We start from the raw sequence: 16,181 nt of genomic DNA, 5'->3' as shown, positions 1-16,181 counted from the left end.
CACAAATTTCACCAGCCCGGATTCCAGACCCAGCCGTCAGAAAAATATTCGCACAATGATTGATACATCCCTCTCTGCCAGTGGTTAGAGAATGGTGCGCTATCAATACCTGGCTGAAGGATGACCTCTCTTATATCTGCGTGAGACAAACCTTTCCTAATCATAGCCCTGGCTTGAGCCATTACAGTCACCGCAGACCGTCCTGCCTTAAGCCCATACTTGTGAGCAAGATCGAAAGCTTTGAAATGGTGTTCAGCACGCGCCACATCTACTGCACTCCACCATTCGGGTGTTCTAACGAAATATGCAAGAAGTCCTGGCTCGCCAGAAGGATCGGCCTCATAAGAAGAAAAAATCCACTGCTCATTGAAGAACAGATCTTTGTCAGCATAAGGCTGTAACAACACCTCTTCTGCAACACTTGCCCCTACCTGCCCCTTCTCTCCCATGTTGCAGTCTCTACAGGAAGGCACCAGGTTAAAGGGAAGAACGCTAAAAGAAGGATGCTTCCCCTTGGTAAGGAAGTGATCCAATGTTTTGGGTGTTCCGATGCCACCGCAAAATGGACATTGCTCTCGCGCAGCATTGAGCAAATCCGAATACACCCTCCGACCGGGCTTCCCCTTTGGGACCAAATATTGCTCATAGAGCTTTATGAGATCCGACCTACGCAGATCACCAACAATGGCGGCCTCTTCATCCGCGTCGTCATCCACGGCAGTTATTGTGGATAACTCTCCTCGCAATGCTGCCTGAAGATAGGTTGGCTCCACAGTAAGAAGATCTCCCTTACTTTTTATAAGAGCCTTGCGCAATTCGACATTGCCCGTAATACCTGCCAAACATGCATCAATGGATTCGACGAATGTTCGAACAGGATTTTCCAATCTCATCATGACGACGCCTCCTCGGATGTCGTCATTAGCAACTTGAGAACGGCTCGTCCCTCTAGCCCCAGCTGCCCATCATAACTAGCAATGATTTGGTTGTAGGTCATGCCCTGCGCAACTGACAGCGCGAGCATCTTGTGAAAGCCAGACCGTGACACTTCAAGCCGGAACACTTCACTTGTTAACGTACCGACGTTCTCAGCAAACGTTTCAATGTTTGGTCGCTCAACGCCAACACTTTCTCCAACCCGATACATCTTCCATACACAAGACTTCGGAATCTCTTGAAGTACAACTGGAGAATGGGTCGCAATAATAGCGATGCCATTCCGATCATAGAGAAGGTCGGACAAGGCACGCAAAAAAGCGGACAGCAAAGGCGGATGAAGATGGCTTTCTGGCTCATCAAGAAGCACCAATGTCTTCTCTTCAACAATGGATACCAAGCGAGTCATGATTAGAAAGACAACGGCGTGACCCGAACTCATTTTATCCAGGAAAGGACGACAAGAATTGAGATAATTTCCGTGAAAAATTGCAGAATCCACCTGCACACTGCCTATAGATTTTCGCGAAAGGAGCTCACTCTTATAAATATCATGCAGCCTTTCTAACTGCATTGACGAAAAATTCTCGTCAGAACTAAGCTCATTCATTACCCGATTCCATCGTTCAGTACGATCATCCCTAGAAAAGCATGCAATCAACGATGTTACGCAATCGGCCTGCAATTCTTTCAATGATCGAAGTCTCTCGGAGTCTTTTTGATCCTTCAATCCAAGATAGAAGTAACACGTCCCTTTTGCAGGATCTGGCTGATTACTCGGCGGGGTAAAGGGATCGAAGGCGCTGAAGGAAACTGATACAAGGCTACTAAAGTAGTCACTCGAAATCGGAGAACTTCCACCAAAAAAAGAACGAGTGGTGAATGCTGAAGCCCCATCTGGCCGTGTAATTGCATCGACCATTCCATTTAGAAGAGTTGTCTTACCCGCGCCGTTTCTTCCAATCACAGCGTGTATGTTAGTGCTCGGCGTCGATTCGGCCGTAACTTTAAACGCCATTTTTATAGCGCCAAGATGCTCCGTTTCAGACCTTTCGAAATTAAAGTTAAAGTCTGTTAGCGCAACCTGTCCGTTTAAAACCCGACGAAACTGGCCTTTTATAGTGGCAAGGGTTACGTCCCTGAGCAGAGATGTGCCCAAAGAACGCTCATTTTCAATTGATTCAATGATTTCAGGATGAGCAACGATGTCTCTCAGACTACTTAGAATGCCGTCCCGCATCGCAGGAGATAGAACAGCTAATGTTTTGTAAAACTCTATTCGCTGGCCAAGTGAAAAATAGCTAGAATCCAGATATTGAAAATGTCTGTCCAATCTTGAATCGGTAGATGTTTGTTCTACTTGTCCTCGAAATCCTATCTTTACGTCACCAAGCTCATGAAGTTGGCCGCCTTCGTCAAAACAATAGAGTTGAAAAAGTGTCCGAAAAGAGTAGTCATTCCAATTGTCAGTTCGGAGGTATGCACAAGAGACACCCGAAGATGGCAACTTTGTCTCTCGAGATATGACATAAAAATCCATCTATTCTTCCCCTGTGTGGTTGGCGCCACTCAATCCTGGTCATACAATTGAAGTCTACCAACACACCAAGGACCATGCATGGCAGTCGATCTGAAATCCCTCTCCCCCAAGGAACTTCAAGCACTCATCGCAAATGCCGAGTCTCAAATGCAGGCAGCACAGGCGAGTCAGATTCAAACGGTCAGGGAAAAGATCGATGCCATCCTTCAAAGCAGTGGGTTGACACTGGATGAGGTCTACCCGGGACATGGGACAGGCAAGAGGGGCCCGAAAGGACCACGCGGCGGCAAGGGTTCCGTGGCACCAAAGTATCGCAACCCCGAGAACCCTTCTGAGACCTGGACCGGCCGGGGTCGCTCCCCTTTGTGGTTTACAGCAGCACTCAAGAAGCGGGGCGTGACCGCAGAAAGCCTGCTGATTGGTGGCGCTTCAAAGGCTACCAAGAAGGTGGCTAAGAAGGCGGCCAAAAAAAACCGCTAAGAAGGCGACGCGGAAAAAAGTCCGCCGTTAAAACATACGTCAAGACACAAGAAAGCCCCAAGTTTCGCCTTGGGGCTTTTTCTTTGGCACAGATTGAGAATGTCGCCCTGCCTGCATCCATCTAGTGATAGCAGAACCGACATTTATTGGCCTTCTGATGGTTTACCCGTGACCGCAATCAAAGCAGCTCGCGTGTAATGCTCAAGCTCAGCATCATTTGTCAGGCGCTCAAGCAGGAGCTTCATATCGAACTGATCGCTGGAAGACTTGAACGGCCCGCTCTGGCTTTCCATCACCAAGACAGCGATGGCGAGAGCTTTCTTCACCAAGTGAAGGTCACGCAGTTCGATGGTTGCCATGCTGGTCACCTCGATGAGTCAGAGGAAGGCAGGACCATGATAGTCCTTCCCTCCCCTCTAAATACGCATCCCCAGCGATGCCGATTTATCACCCAATGGAAGTTGTTCACGCAGTGCATCACGTTCTCGCTCGGCATCTATCACTTGAATGGCTTCTCTCAGATGATCTTCGAGAGAACGGGCGCTTAAGAACAAAGGATGACCGTGCTTCTTTTTGACCTCGGCAAGCCATCTCTCATCCCAAGGCTCCAACCTCCGCCAAGCCAAATCTCCTGAGACTTCCGCCTTATAGGGTAGCTCACTGGCCTGGGCGCCCCTCTCAACCCAATCCCGAATGGTTTGACGCTCCACCTCGGTACCATTCCGATACCGGGACGTCAGATGGTCGTACTGCAAAGCGTTGTCGTACCACCAAAGTGTATAGACCGAGAAATGAGCCCAAATACTGTTCTCAGCTTCGCAGGGATGTTTGACCCCTCGAATATCCAGTATCCAACGGTAACCCCACAGGCGGTGTTGCTCGTCAGGTTCTAACAAAGCCAAGTCGAACGCTTCGAGAAGCGTGCGAGTTCTATTCTCGTCAGGAAAGTACTGTTTAGCGCGGTGGTTGGATAATTTCGGCATGGAGAAGCTCCAAATGAAATCATCCAACCAACATTTCGCCTGTTGTCAAGGCCATTGCCCATGCACCGGCCTTAAACCGAACATCACAAGCGTGCCCGTCCTTCCATCGTCAATGACGCACTCGGTGGCAATTGCCTGTCGAGCCATGAACGCTCTTGCGAGGTAACGTAATCGCCAATTTCCTCGCGCAATAACTCAGGCATGTCTTCATAGTCGAAGACACCTTCTGGAAAGTAGCGGAAAGATATTTCCTCTACCAACGATTCGTGATGCCTTATATCCTTCGTGAGCACCTCATCTTGGCGCGCATCTTCCATGGCTACCCAAAGATCCTCTTCCAGTGCCTCACCCTCAATGAAGCCTCGGACGGACTTCTGCTCTTCGGAAGATGTTGAAAAAGCCCATTGCTTCAAGACACCAAGTATGACTTGGAACTCAGCACAACTGGCCACAAGCTCAGACCATTCGTCCCAAAGATCTTCGAGACTGCCCGCTGCGAGACAATCGTCCTCGCTTTCGTCTTCATCCTCATCTCGCTCAATGACATACTTGGCGTCCCCTCCGTTGGGCTGATAACGAAGCATCCATCCCTTTGACGCATAATATTTTCTATATTTGTTGAATTCTTTTCTAGACATTTAATTTCTCCAATAATAATAAAAAGGACGGCATTTCTACTTGATTCAAAGACACCGTCAAGGTTTGTAATCAATACAATTTCGATATTTCCACCACATCTGTAGAAATAGACGTTAAAACAGTCATTCCTCGTCGGTCTTGACCTGTTGACCAACATGAGATTCTTTCCAAGGCCCCTCCTCGCACAAGCGCTCAGGATCTTTAGAAGGGCGGCCTCGTTTCCTGGGCAGTGGAATCCCTTCTGCGATGCGCCTCTGAATACTTTCCTCAGTCACTTTCAAAGTGTTTAGATAGACGTCAAATCGTCCTGGCACATACACAGGCAAGTTGAGTTCAGGAAACGGTAGTTTTTCTAAGGCTTCTCGACATTCCAGCGCATCAGCACGCTGACGATAAAATCGCTCATCGACGCCTCTGCCATCACTATGGCCATTGATGCTCACGACCACTCCCCTCGGCACGTTCCTTCTATCTGCCATGGTGGTTAGCGTATGTCTAAAACAATGGAGGGTGATGCGCTTGTTGTCGATGCCACAGGTCTCCCTCAGATGGTCCCCATTGAACCAGCCACTCAACTGCTTTTTTCGCTTGTAGCCTGACCAGTTCTGACATGGAAACAGATAGGGAGACCCGTATTTCCGAATGTCTTCCACGTATTTCTCAAGGCCAGCCTCAATGAGCTTGGAGTGGACAGGTAGCAGACGTCTTGAATGGATGCTCTTGATGCTTTGACCTTTTTCATCGGGCGAGATGTCGATGCACAGGAGTTCAATGGGATTGTCGTTCTCATCAAGCATCTCGACTCGTTCGATGTTGTCGGTGTAAAGCTGAGCAACCTCTTGGCACCTCATGCCCGTGTACATCGCGATGAGAGGCCCCCAGTACATGAGGGGGTCTTTGATGGTTGCCAAGATGGATGCGTCAAACACAGTCTCGATGTTCTTCTTGGAAAAATCCTTTTTCTTGCGGGGGATCTTCTCTTCATAACGGCTCATATCCAAGAGCCTCATGGGACCGCTTCGGGTGTGCTTGCAATCGAGTGCATCATTGAACAGCACGTCCAGATACAAGATGTGCTTGCGTTGGGTGGCCAACCCCAAGGTCTCAAGCTTGTTCCTCTCGGCATACCGGACGATTCCCCTGGCATTCATTTCCGAGTAGCAAGGCTTATCCACCCCACCCTTCGGCCAACGTTCCAGAGCATTGGCAAACTTGGAGATATCGGCGGTGGAGACAGCATCGACGCGTTTGTCCCCGATGATGCGAAGGAAGAGCGTGAAGGCACGATACGCATCAAAGGCAGATTCCCGCTGACCTGGGGTTTTCGCGCTCCGAAGCTTGTTGTCCACATAGGCCTTTGCCAGCACACTGAAATACTCTGAGGACTTCGGGATGTTCTCTGCCTTCTCCTCGCTCGAGCACTTCTCAGGGGTTGGCTCAACGACTGGCTTGATAGCGTTTGCAGTGGTTTCTTTCGGCTGAGCATCACCAGTCACTTCCCCACACGATGCCCACTGCCTCGAGACCAAGGGCTCAGCGGTGATGGTGAGGACACTTTCTGGCAACGGTTGCATGGACGCTGGAACGATGGGCAATGCAACGGGTGGGGGTGATGTCAGATGAGGCAGAGATTCGTGCCGAGAAAATGGAGGGTTGTAATTCTTGAACCATCCTTCCTTTTCCAGCATTGCCAGAATGGCATTTCGGTCATCAGTGGACCTTGCCACGATACGCGTCACTTCAAAATGATGAGATGCGATGTCTTCTATTACAGATTGTTGTTTCATAAACGCTCCTACTGCCACCTTCCCCGAAAATATTAGGTGGCGTTTAAATGGGGAGCGCTGTTGTAACTAAAAAAATTCCTCTGTCAACAGTGATCAACACCGATCATTATGTAAATGCGGAATAACTCACAAATGGCTTCACAGCGCCATTTGTGATTTTCAAAAAGTGCGATGGTGATCTCATTTTTCCTGTGGAGATCAGAAACCACCCGCATTGACAGGTGCTTAAAGATTGGCAAGATGAATTATCAACAAAATTTCGGATAGAAAATTATGTTTAGCCAGCCTTCGTTTTCAAAAATCAAAAATTTCAGCCAACAAACTGGAGAGAGAGAATAGAAAGTATATTGATTAAAATCTTATAAATTACATAACAACCTGTCTCAGGCCGCTTTTTTTATATTCCAGTATCAGACAATGGATTGATCTCGGGTCATGGATGACCTCTTGTCTTATGTGCCTGTAATAGTCAGATTCCCTCGCCCTCACTTTTATTTTGATCGATGATTCTTTCCGCCTCTTTTTCATAAAATTCTGCAATCCCTCGAAGCGTAATGGCGAAGCGGTGGAACCCTTCGTTTTCGACCTCTTCAGCCTTTTGGTTGAATTGCTGAGCAAGCTCCTTTTCAGGTTTGCCAGTTGGGTCAACCCAATGAGCACCACGGGAATTGATGACGGCACTCCAGTACCCCCTTCTCATCACCTCAGCATCATCTCTGTTCAAAGCGCTAGCGACTTCCCTCTTAATCCACAGACCAGACTCGTCTTCTGGAGAATGAATTAGGACAAAGCCTACTGCGTGCAACGCCGAACTGAGATGGCCTGATTCTTTGCAGCTATCAATAACCTGATGAAGCCACGCGTTGAAATTCGTGCCGTCCACACTTCCATCGTCTTTGGTTCCAGGCACAATCCGCCAATTTCGAAGAAGGCGCCACACGTTGGTTGCTTTTTCTCTCTCTTCTTCAGACGGTTGCTTACCATCCTGCTTGCTATCATCACGATGAAAAACCATCTGGATAGCCTTGCAGAACAAATCAGGGTCGCTCGCCAGCTTCCTCTCCAGAAGTTTAGGCGAGGCCCTCATATGGCTTTCAAGAAGTGGAAGGTACGCCCACTCGAGGGTAGCTAGCTTCTCTTCATCAAAATCAGGCAAATTCTGGAGTTTTCCAATCAACTCGACCACGTAGTATGCATTCGTCGCATCGACCGAATTTACACTTCTTCCTGCCTCCATTAAGGCTCGATAGATAAGGTCAGGATTGATGTGCTTCTGGCGGAAGTGCGCTATATAGATGAAGTTAACCGCTGCTGTGGCTCTTCCATTGTCCAAGAGATTACGTGTAGCTTCCTCGAACTCTTCGTTGACTTGATATGCGTCTACTCGAGCTGTGCGCCAATACAGCTCCTTTTGTTCTCCGAGCCATTTCTCAACATACGTCCAGGTCTCCTTCGTAAAAGGAAGCGATGTCAGAAAGGCAACCAGGCTCTCTTTGGACCAGTCTTTCTTGACGACACCCGCTGCCCAGTCCCATCCAAGCAACTGATGACGTCGAAAAACGTAGGCTGCTGAAAATTGAGATTTCTTCCTTTCTTCATCATTGAGAAGGCTTGGAAGAATACTAACGTCGACCTCCTTGCTTGATATTGTGGCGAAGGAATAGCCAAGTTGACGAGGCTCCTCAACGCTCTCGAGGAAGTTGATGATTCCATCTATACCATGAAGGGTAAATATGTCTTTGACGGCTTCGGTGCGCTTTTCCTCTAGCCTCTTTTCTTGCTCACTAAAGTCATCATTTCCTTCGTAAAGGTCGAAGTCCTTACCCGAAAATAACACTCGATATCGATACCTTGGATCAATCGGAGAAAACTTCTCAGAAACCCTATCAATTGCATCCAATACAGTGCCTCGAAGCGCCCAATCCGCATCCGAAAAACGCCGATGATGTCGGGTAAAGCTGGTAAGCGTATTCCACAACAGCAAACGGTCTTCTTGAGATATGTCCCGTATTTCTTCGGAGGAAAGCACTCCTAAAAGCCGTTCCAGGGATGGCTTTGGCAAGTTGTTCAATTGCTCGGCCAAGGCGTTGAGGTACTTAGGTTGGTACCCAGCCCAGTCGATGAGCATCTCAGCATAGTTGCTCACTTGCTCGAAATACTCTTCTCGACTGACTTCTCGCTCAAAATCGTCGGAGACCCTTTCTCGCCAAAGAGGCTTGCGCGTGGGGCTCGATGTTTGAATTTGATTTGGAAGAAGGTTGAAGGCAAGCCTGCTTGCCACGCCTGGATATTCATTGAACAACGTCTTCACTGCGACCTTTCGCTTTTCGACGGAAGCCATCGTCTGTGGTAACCAGGGGAGCAAAATGGTGATGAGAGAGTTGGCTGGGCGATTGGCCCACTTACCACCAGGGTCCATTTGGGCAAGCGCGCCAAGGACTACACATACACGAACCAAGTACTTTTCCTGCCAAGCCAGCATTTCGAGTGCGTAGAGCAACCCCGTCATGTAGTTCCGACCTGTGAAGCCATCGCCTTCCTGTTGAAACAGCTTTAAAAATGGAGACGATTCTTGCCGAAGACCAATATCAACCGCTTGGAGAAATAGCTCTGGATTCGCCTCAGCCAACATGGGAAGGAGGCTATTAAGACTTCCCCACAATACCCAGTCTGCCTTAAGGAGGGTTTCTCGCATTACGTTGACCACAACTGTTTCAGGCTTCCCTTTCGTGCAATTCTGAAGCGCTTCTGGAAACACACTCATCAATGCCAGGGTTTCGGCCATGCTTTCTCTGAGCCGGTGCGAATATGAAAGCTCCTTTCCGTCCACACCACCCGTCAAAAACCATCTTTGGTCTCTCTCAATCTCAAACGATGGATCACGCTCACCTAGAACAGTGATTACTGCTTGCTGGAAGGCCACCAGATGATCATCGTAGACGTGCTTAGCAGCTTCATCCCAAAATGTCTTTCTGTCTTTGACCCACCACTGACCGTCACGCAAAGTGATGGGACTATCTTCACCCTGATACAACTCCCTCACCTTGCTGATGAAAGAGTCATAGCTCTCTTTCACCATCACTTTCACGATATCGCGGTCGGCTTCTTTACTCATTCCATCCCCCGATTAGGTTGAGAATGGCAAGAACGTCGTGGTTTGGATAATTGGATAAATTGGTTGTAGGCTGATCTTTCGGTTCAACATACACACCCCTTGGCATATGGGTGATCTTTTTCCTAAAGAGCTCTACGATGTCCTTGGGAACCTTTTCCAGAACAATTGTGCCCGCGCTCTTGTTCCACTCCTGGACGAACTCGACGAGTTTGGACCAGACAAGATCAGGCAACTGATCTGAAAGTTGTCCGATGTGAGAGTGCAAGAGAGATTGAACGACTCCGAGTTGCCCACCCAGGTCATATCCAAGTAAGTGGAACGCACTTAGAAAGTCGTAGACATCTTCATCCGAAACAGTTCTTCCACCATTCACACTGGAAATCTGATGTTTGAAGGCATCATATTTTTCAACGCAGTACGGCGGGCTAAATTTCGCCTTTTTTAGCCGCTCCAAAAACTCATCACAATCTTCCGTAACCCTGGCCTGCTCCAACAACCATTTTGTGTTATGAAAGTCTTTTTGGCTTAACGGCCCCGTTATCAAAGCAATCGCATCTTTATCTTTCTTAAAGACATCGCCATGGAAATCGTCCCAAGCAGCTTGAATGACTTCCGCGAAGGTTGGATCTTTCTTGGAGATGGAGAGCGAATGCTTGATTTGTGCAAGAAGCTTTCTCTGCTCGGAACTTTCTTTATCTTTGACAAAGACGATCAAGTCATCCGTGTCAAACCCATCAACCTTTCCTTGCAACTTTATTTTGTTGATAGGCCAAGGTCGCAGTAAAGGCGAACAGCCACCTGTAAGCATCAAACCAACAAAGGTGGCTTGAACACGGGCTTCGAACAACGGTCCGATTCCGCCTGTCGAAGCGGGATTGCTGATGTCCTTCCTTCGCCCTGCCATGCCTTCCCCTGTAAGAAAGATGCCCCGTGTAAGAGCGGCCTAGCAATGAAGCTTACATCTCTCCCCCTACAGCCTCTTCTTGCTGTCCTTTCTCTTGATTCGCAGAGCTGGCTCAATCTTCTCATTGAGTAGGCGCTTTTTTAGTAGCGCATCGAAATCAGCCACACTGAGCCCATAGATCTGGCACAGGTCTCGGACCAACAGGTAGTCGACGCCTCTCACGCCGATTTCCACGTCTGAGATACCCGTCTGGGCAATCCCTAGCTTCTCAGCTACCACACCCTGGGTGAGCCCCGTTTTCAGACGCAACTCCCTTAGAAGCCCAACCAATGCGGTATGTTCTGGGCGGTGGACTGAGGTGACTTTCACGATAACTGGCCCACACAGATGCCAAGAAAGTCGAAAGTCTTTACCGAATTTTGGTTTACCTGATTTTCAGACTTGAACCTGATATACAGGTAAGATCGGTCGCACCAAAATCAAGACAGGGGACAGCAATGAAGCGACTTCTTGGGATCGTGTTGGCCCTGCTAGCGGGATGCGGGCATTCCCCCCAAGGGTCAGGGTCTAGTGGGACCGCCTCCTCAGCCTCCCAAGGATCAAGAAACATCCAGGCCCAACCACCAGCTCCTTTGAGTCAGGGTGACCAGGGTCCCAAAGCCGACCCGAGCACCCCGCTTTCGGACTACACCAGGGCGGATGACCCGTCCTGGCTGACCTATGTCTATGTCTCCAGGCTCCAAGACCCACCCAATGACGATGAGAAGATGAAGCTCTTCTCTCCTAAATACTTCAACGAGTCAGATGCGTTTAAAAAGCACGACATCATGACTGCTGACCTTCCGACGGTGAATGCCACTTTGGAGAAGTATCGGAAGCTCGAGTATTTCATCCTGCAAACCGAACAACCCTTTGGCACCTTTGCACTGCTGAAACCCTACGACTTTCAAAGCCAGAGCTTTCATATTGATGGATGTGGACAGTTCGCCTACCAAGCAAGCCAAGGCATCTATCTCAAAATCAATCCAACTCCGAGCATGTGCGACGTCAAGGTCGTGGACACCAATGTCGCTCACACCATCGAGTCGCTTCGCGCCAACTTTCATTTGAAGTTGATGTTCACGTACTACTTCTTCGTCGATGGCATCGACTCATCCAAAAATCAAATCAACGCCACGGCCACTCATCTTCATATCGATTTTCAGGACCTTCAGCAGGACAGCAAAACGGTCGCGTCTATCGACGTGGATTGACCTCTCCCCTCTTCTCATCCAAGCCCTTGCGCCACCAAGGGCTTTACTCAGGACGCGTCCATGAAAAAGATTTTCGCATTGCTTGCCCTCTCACTCCTTCTGACAGCTTGTGCAACCAGTGGGGCAAAGATTGACCAAAACAAATTGGATGAACTCAAACCTGGTGTCTCCACGGTTCAAGATGCAGAGCGTTTGTTTGGCTACCCCCAGAGCACGACGCACAATACCGATGGCACGACAATGCTCTCGTATGGCTATTCCGCAGAACAAATGGATGCCAAGTCCTTCATCCCCATCGCAGGGGCCTTCATCGGCCATGGACCTCACACGCAGACCAACACGCTTGCTTTGATTTTCGATACGAGTGGTCACTACCTGAAATATTGGGAACAGAGCACCCACAACTGATCACAGCTGATTGTCTCCCCCGCCTCCTCAACACAGCAACTTCACGCAAGGAACCTGCGCATGGATATGAATGACCTGCTTTCAGAGGTGGTTATCGGCATTGTTCCATTCTTGTTTGTGCTTTGGATGGTCTACGAGTGGGTGATTCGCCCGAGGAAGAGCTTGTTCAAAGCGGATGGATGCTACATCTATCTGGACAAGGCCAATGGCCTGGTTCATCTGGAGTGTCGCGATGAACTCGTCAGCCATACCGTCAAGCTCGGGTGCGGTCTGTTCTCTTTTCATCGTCGTAAATTCACCGAAACCAAGCAGAAATGGCGCTCTGGCACGCTTGACCGTGTAACGATCTATCACACAGGCGACGGGTTCTCGAGTGGAGACATCAGTCGTGGTCGGGAGGGATATTGGGAAACGGTAATCAAGGAGCGCTCACTCGGAACTTCGGTGAGCATCCAAGAAATCGACCCTCTCTTGTACTACTACCAACAGTGGGCGACCAACCACAGTCTTCAGCAAATGAAGACCGAGCGCGCGGTCACCATTCTTCAAATGACCGACCGTGGAGCCAATGCCTTTAAACGCTGGGTCCATGCGCATCGCCATATCTTGAGTCCAAACGAGAAGCTTGTTCGCCAACAATGGGACAATTCCTGCAAGCGACTTCTGAAAGAGTGTCGTCAAGACATCCTGGTCAAACAACTGAAGAACCCACTTGAGCTCTTTGATTACACCCCTGCCCCGAACATTCGCTACTTGGTCTTGGGCAAGACTGGCGAGGGTTTCTTCAAGTCATTGGGAAGCCATGACATGCATGCCATTTCCCTCGACCAGCTTCGTGGAGACGGCACCACTCTCACTGTGATGTTTCCCAATGGATGGATGGAAAAATTTTCGCTGTCTTCGGAACACATCGCCCGACTGCATGAAATTCGCAGGCGCTGGGCGAAGAGCCAGCCCTTCACCGCGCAAATGGCCTCACATAAAGGGTAAGGCCATGACTCCTAAGATCATTGAAGATCTGGTTGAGTTAGAACTCAGCCTCGCTAAACTAGGCATCAACATATGGTCTTAGCGTCATCGCCCCCACACCACTGATCCGAGGCTAGCAACCCGCTCATGAAGACACTCCAAAAGCGAGATTATTTCGACGGCGACAATCCAGTACACAAGACGTCTTACTGTGCATTCCTCGACGTCCTTGGATTCTCAGAACGAATCTCTGCCAGCTTCAAAGATGGATGTGGCGACGAATTGCTTCAAAAATTTCATGCGATATTGCAGAACCGCATCGACTCGTTGAAGAACGACTCGAACGAGTCGCTGCTTTATTTTAAGTCGTTTACTGACAATGTCATCCTAGCCCACCCTCGGTTTAGTGATGACATGGAGTCGGAATTTGGCTTCATCCTCTGGTCCCTCTCGGAATACCAGTTTGAGATGGCAAAACATGGCTTCTTCATTCGAGGAGGCTTATCAGTCGGGGACCTTTTCGTTGATGAAAACTCTGTGTACGGCCCTGCACTCATTGAAGCGTATTCTTTGGAGAGCAAAATTGCAGTGAACCCTGTGGTCGTCTTGTCTGATGATGCCATGGGATTAGTTCTCCATCATTGTGGCTACTATGCGGGAAACTCTTCTCCTCAGGAAAAAGATGTACTGGTTGGGTCTGACGGAAGATTTTTTATTAACTATTTAATGGAAAGCATCGATGACTCAGACTTTCCGGTGGTCAATTGGGATGACCTATTTGTACACAAATCTCAGATCGAACTAGCACTGAAGGAATACCAAAGCTCTCCATCAGTATTTGCCAAATATGCTTGGCTGGCTGCCTACCACAACTATTTCTGCGACAGCATCAGCTACTACAATGGTTATAGCACCTCGGTCAAAATAAGTGACGATCTATCCTCCGTTAAGTTCGGGAAAATTTCTGACGTCATAAAAATCATGAAGTCACAGAAGAAGAACGAAACAACGACCAAATAGGTCGAGAAAGCGTGGTCCCCGCACAGCCCCTATCGCTTCATCTTCCTCCCCAGCTCGGGCAGTATTTTTGGAACAGGCTTCTTGGTGGGCGGCATGCCTTTGGGTGTCCCGCCTCCCCCTGTTCCCGAACTGGTTTCGACGACCCCTAGGTCTGCATCGATATCACCCATAGACTCTGTTGGCCCTGGAAGCGCCTCTTCCAACATCTTCCGTTGGCGCAAACAAAGCCATTTCGAAAACTCTTTGAAGATGCGGATATCTCGGGAGCGAAGGTCCACAGCTGTCACAGCTAGCTCTCTTTTGAGCTCGATGAGCAAGGCCTGGACGCGAAGCAAGGCTCGTGATGCTTCCTGACAAAAAGCATGCAATCGCTCGGAAGCCCGTTTGGCTGCTTGAACCAAGCCATCCTTCCATTGGACATCCTCCTGCAATTCCAATCGACGTTTCTTCCCTTGTTCCACAATGCCGAGGAGCCCATAGGGCATGGGTCGATTGCGCATCCAGAGGTCGAGTCTGTTTTGCGCGACCTTCTGGCCTGCCTGAGCTTGGTCGACTTGATAGTCCGCATCCAACGCAGCGGCCTTGCCTCGCTCGTAGGCTTGGGCCTTCTTTTCCTCATCGTCTTGAGCTGCTTCTAAGGTGGCCAACACCTTTTCCAAGCACTCGACCAAAGCCAGGCTTTGTCTGACTCGCTCTTTCTCAGAAGCAGACGTCGATTGCGGAAGAACTTTTTCCAGTTTCGATGCCAACGAGTCCGTCTTCACCACCACCAAACGATGCCGTCGTGCCAGCACCTCTAATGAAGGCTTGTCTTCCACCTCGCGCAACCAACTCTTCGAACTACCCGCTGAAGAGGACTTGTCCTCACCAGGTGTGTCGATGGGAATGGCAATGAGAGGGTCTCTTCGGGGCTTGGGTTTAAACGGTACGACTGGAGCCGTGCTGCTCCCTACGGCAGGCCCTTGTGACCCTCCTGAAGACTGTTCGCCCGAGACGCCCTGCTGTTGTCGACGCTGTCGAAGTTGATCTAGGAACAGCACATTGCTGGCAGGATTGAAGGCAGAAAAGTCAGGCTCAGGTAGCACTATTGGCGTTACCTCCGAAGATCTGGCTTCGCTCACTTCTGGGATGACGGGAATAACTTCCACGGATTGCTCAATGGATGCATCTGTCTGCTTCTCCTCAGGGTCCATGTTTGAAACTTGGTCATCAGTTGCGAGCTGTTTCCCAGAAGCCTGGAGCGCTTCGCGAAGTTGAGCGCCCTTTCGAGTTTTCACACCTTTCCTCTCCAAAGCAGTGGCACTTTGCCCAACCGTTGGCTGTGGCGTGATGTCGACACCCTGGCGAGCATAACTGCGATGGTCGTAGTCAGCACGCAACCCAGCATCATTGGCGAATGTGTTGCAAAGCTCGGCCCATTTGGTATTGAGACGTTCGACAAACTCTGCGGACGTGCGCTTGTTGGAGAGAATGGTGAGCTTCCCGCCAAATCCAGTCACCTTAGCATCATCGGAATCACCAAAGGCGTCAGCCTCTTTCCCTTCCCCGACCTCTTCGAAGCACGCCAAGCGTCTGGTTGGAAAATACAAATGTGCGTGATAGCCAACCTTCTCTGCCTTCTTCTTTTCACCAAGAACATCGACCTCGGAATCGCGGTGAACACCGATGGAGACCGGAGTCTTGAGGCTGTCGGAGATGAAACGCCCCATTTCCTGGGCCATTGCACTAGCCTGGTCTGATGAGAGGCCACATGGCAGTGGCACCCGAAAATCGCGAGCCACTTGGCTGTCCTTGCGTCGCTCGCTGGCTTCAGCCCGCCCCCACACTTCCTGCGGGTTCACCGCCCAATCGGGCGAGCCCTCAGGAGCAATGGTTAACGCTAAGACGATTTCGCCTCGGACAGACCTCCGATGATAGTCGTGCCAAATGCCAGTACGGGTGTCGACGAGCTTGAGCCCGAGGCGATAGGCAGCCCCAGCAATTGCTGAGTGGCCTTGAGAACGGGTGTGGGTTTCGAGGTGGGGGCGAGCGTGAGCATGTACTTCCATTTGTCCTCCGTGACAGTAAAGCATTAGATCAATCCTTGACCTGTGTGCGATGCCTTAGCATCTGCCCCATCCAACCAGAATCCACAATTCTGTCAACCC

The 16,181-nt window shown here is 49.7% G+C and carries 15 protein-coding genes; 5 read left to right on the top strand and 10 right to left on the bottom strand.

The window, feature by feature from the left end:
• Positions 1–8: 8 nt before the first annotated feature.
• Positions 9–896: an HNH endonuclease gene (locus ISP18_RS09870; RefSeq protein WP_380010212.1), complete on the bottom strand. Its 888-nt coding sequence runs from the start codon at positions 894–896 to the stop codon at positions 9–11.
• Complete coding sequence (locus tag ISP18_RS09865; RefSeq protein WP_380010209.1) at positions 893–2,476, bottom strand: AAA family ATPase; 1,584 nt, start codon at positions 2,474–2,476, stop codon at positions 893–895. Before ISP18_RS09865 ends, ISP18_RS09870 begins: the two co-directional genes overlap by 4 nt.
• 78 nt (positions 2,477–2,554) lie before the next feature.
• On the opposite strand from ISP18_RS09865, the gene ISP18_RS09860 reads away from it, so the two are divergent.
• Positions 2,555–2,956, top strand: coding sequence for an H-NS histone family protein (locus tag ISP18_RS09860; RefSeq protein WP_380010206.1), 402 nt, complete (start codon positions 2,555–2,557; stop codon positions 2,954–2,956).
• A gap of 143 nt (positions 2,957–3,099) precedes the next feature.
• On the opposite strand, the gene ISP18_RS09855 is transcribed toward ISP18_RS09860, so the two are convergent.
• The 7 genes from ISP18_RS09855 to ISP18_RS09825 form a co-directional block, all read right to left on the bottom strand.
• Positions 3,100–3,315, bottom strand: coding sequence for a hypothetical protein (locus ISP18_RS09855; RefSeq protein ID WP_380010203.1), 216 nt, complete (start codon positions 3,313–3,315; stop codon positions 3,100–3,102).
• A 57-nt stretch (positions 3,316–3,372) separates the two neighbouring features.
• Entirely contained in the window at positions 3,373–3,939 is a 567-nt protein-coding gene (locus tag ISP18_RS09850; protein WP_380010200.1) for a hypothetical protein, read from the bottom strand.
• 83 nt (positions 3,940–4,022) lie between these two features.
• Complete coding sequence (locus ISP18_RS09845) at positions 4,023–4,577, bottom strand: hypothetical protein (RefSeq protein WP_380010197.1); 555 nt, start codon at positions 4,575–4,577, stop codon at positions 4,023–4,025.
• Positions 4,578–4,700: 123 nt separating this feature from the next.
• Entirely contained in the window at positions 4,701–6,365 is a 1,665-nt protein-coding gene (locus ISP18_RS09840; protein WP_380010194.1) for a site-specific integrase, read from the bottom strand.
• Between the two features lie 469 nt (positions 6,366–6,834).
• Positions 6,835–9,480 carry a hypothetical protein gene (locus ISP18_RS09835; RefSeq protein ID WP_380010191.1) on the bottom strand — a complete coding sequence of 882 codons (2,646 nt, stop codon included), beginning with the start codon at positions 9,478–9,480 and terminating at the stop codon, positions 6,835–6,837.
• Positions 9,473–10,384, bottom strand: coding sequence for a hypothetical protein (locus tag ISP18_RS09830; RefSeq protein ID WP_380010188.1), 912 nt, complete (start codon positions 10,382–10,384; stop codon positions 9,473–9,475). Before ISP18_RS09830 ends, ISP18_RS09835 begins: the two co-directional genes overlap by 8 nt.
• Before the next feature lie 66 nt (positions 10,385–10,450).
• Complete coding sequence (locus tag ISP18_RS09825; protein WP_380010185.1) at positions 10,451–10,753, bottom strand: helix-turn-helix domain-containing protein; 303 nt, start codon at positions 10,751–10,753, stop codon at positions 10,451–10,453.
• 128 nt (positions 10,754–10,881) lie between these two features.
• On the opposite strand from ISP18_RS09825, the gene ISP18_RS09820 reads away from it, so the two are divergent.
• The 4 genes from ISP18_RS09820 (at position 10,882) to ISP18_RS09805 (ending at position 14,034) form a co-directional block, all read left to right on the top strand.
• Positions 10,882–11,637: a hypothetical protein gene (locus tag ISP18_RS09820; protein WP_380010182.1), complete on the top strand. Its 756-nt coding sequence runs from the start codon at positions 10,882–10,884 to the stop codon at positions 11,635–11,637.
• A 60-nt stretch (positions 11,638–11,697) separates the two neighbouring features.
• Positions 11,698–12,045 (top strand): hypothetical protein, encoded by a 348-nt coding sequence (locus ISP18_RS09815; RefSeq protein WP_380010179.1) that lies wholly within the window; start codon positions 11,698–11,700, stop codon positions 12,043–12,045.
• Positions 12,046–12,105: 60 nt separating this feature from the next.
• Positions 12,106–13,035, top strand: coding sequence for a hypothetical protein (locus tag ISP18_RS09810; RefSeq protein WP_380010176.1), 930 nt, complete (start codon positions 12,106–12,108; stop codon positions 13,033–13,035).
• A 126-nt stretch (positions 13,036–13,161) separates the two neighbouring features.
• Positions 13,162–14,034, top strand: a complete 873-nt coding sequence (locus tag ISP18_RS09805; protein WP_380010173.1) for a hypothetical protein — start codon at positions 13,162–13,164, stop codon at positions 14,032–14,034.
• Between the two features lie 29 nt (positions 14,035–14,063).
• Here ISP18_RS09805 and ISP18_RS09800 read toward each other — a convergent pair whose 3' ends face one another.
• Positions 14,064–16,082 carry a MobA/MobL family protein gene (locus ISP18_RS09800; protein ID WP_380010170.1) on the bottom strand — a complete coding sequence of 673 codons (2,019 nt, stop codon included), beginning with the start codon at positions 16,080–16,082 and terminating at the stop codon, positions 14,064–14,066.
• Positions 16,083–16,181 lie beyond the last annotated feature (99 nt).

Source organism: Dyella humi, assembly GCF_044904605.1.
Lineage (GTDB): Bacteria > Pseudomonadota > Gammaproteobacteria > Xanthomonadales > Rhodanobacteraceae > Dyella_B > Dyella_B humi.
This window is presented reverse-complemented; position numbering and strand designations above follow the sequence as displayed.